The organism is Ruegeria sp. AL12 (assembly GCF_056540885.1).
The window spans coordinates 1-583 of record NZ_JBQFXN010000173.1 but is presented as its reverse complement, the minus strand read 5'-3'; the positions used below and the strand labels follow the sequence as shown (position 1 = coordinate 583).

The window sequence follows — 583 nt, the reverse complement described above, 5'->3', positions numbered from 1 at the left end:
TTTGCGCAGCAAAATGACCTGAACTGGAAGCTGGTCCTGCCGGCCGATCAGGTTCGGTTCCTCAGCCTTGAAACCGGCGATGAAGATGCCGAAGGACAAACCCTATTGGTTCAGACCGCGTTAACGGATGCCACGCCCTATACGCTTGAAGACCTGAGATACGACACCGCAACCGACGGCGCGGTGATACATGTGGCAGCGATCGCCCGGCAGACGTTGGATGAGGCAATGGCATTCGCCAACGACTATGGCTTTGTTCCGACCCAAGTCACGACCGACACCGACGGGCAGGACTACCCGTCCGAGCCTGAATTCCTGACACCAAGAAACCCGGCCCCTGCAGAAAAGACTCCCGTTTCGACGCTTCCGGTGCACGCGATCGCGGCCGAAGAAAAGCCAATGGAATTCCGCGCAGCGGCGGCTGCAGAGCACAACGAGGTGTCACTTTCAAACCGTCTTGAAGGATACGGTATACCTATCGGCGCCGCGGCAGCTCTTGGTATCGCCACCGTTTTGATGTGGGCCTTCCTTGGGTCGGGTGATGATGATGCCACTCTACCGGAAACGGCACTTGTCGAAGAAG

The 583-nt window shown here is 57.8% G+C and carries 1 pseudogene; it reads left to right on the top strand.

Annotated features, from left to right (window positions below):
• Positions 1-583 (top strand): annotated as a pseudogene (locus ACR0C6_RS22060) (hypothetical protein); the annotation flags it as partial.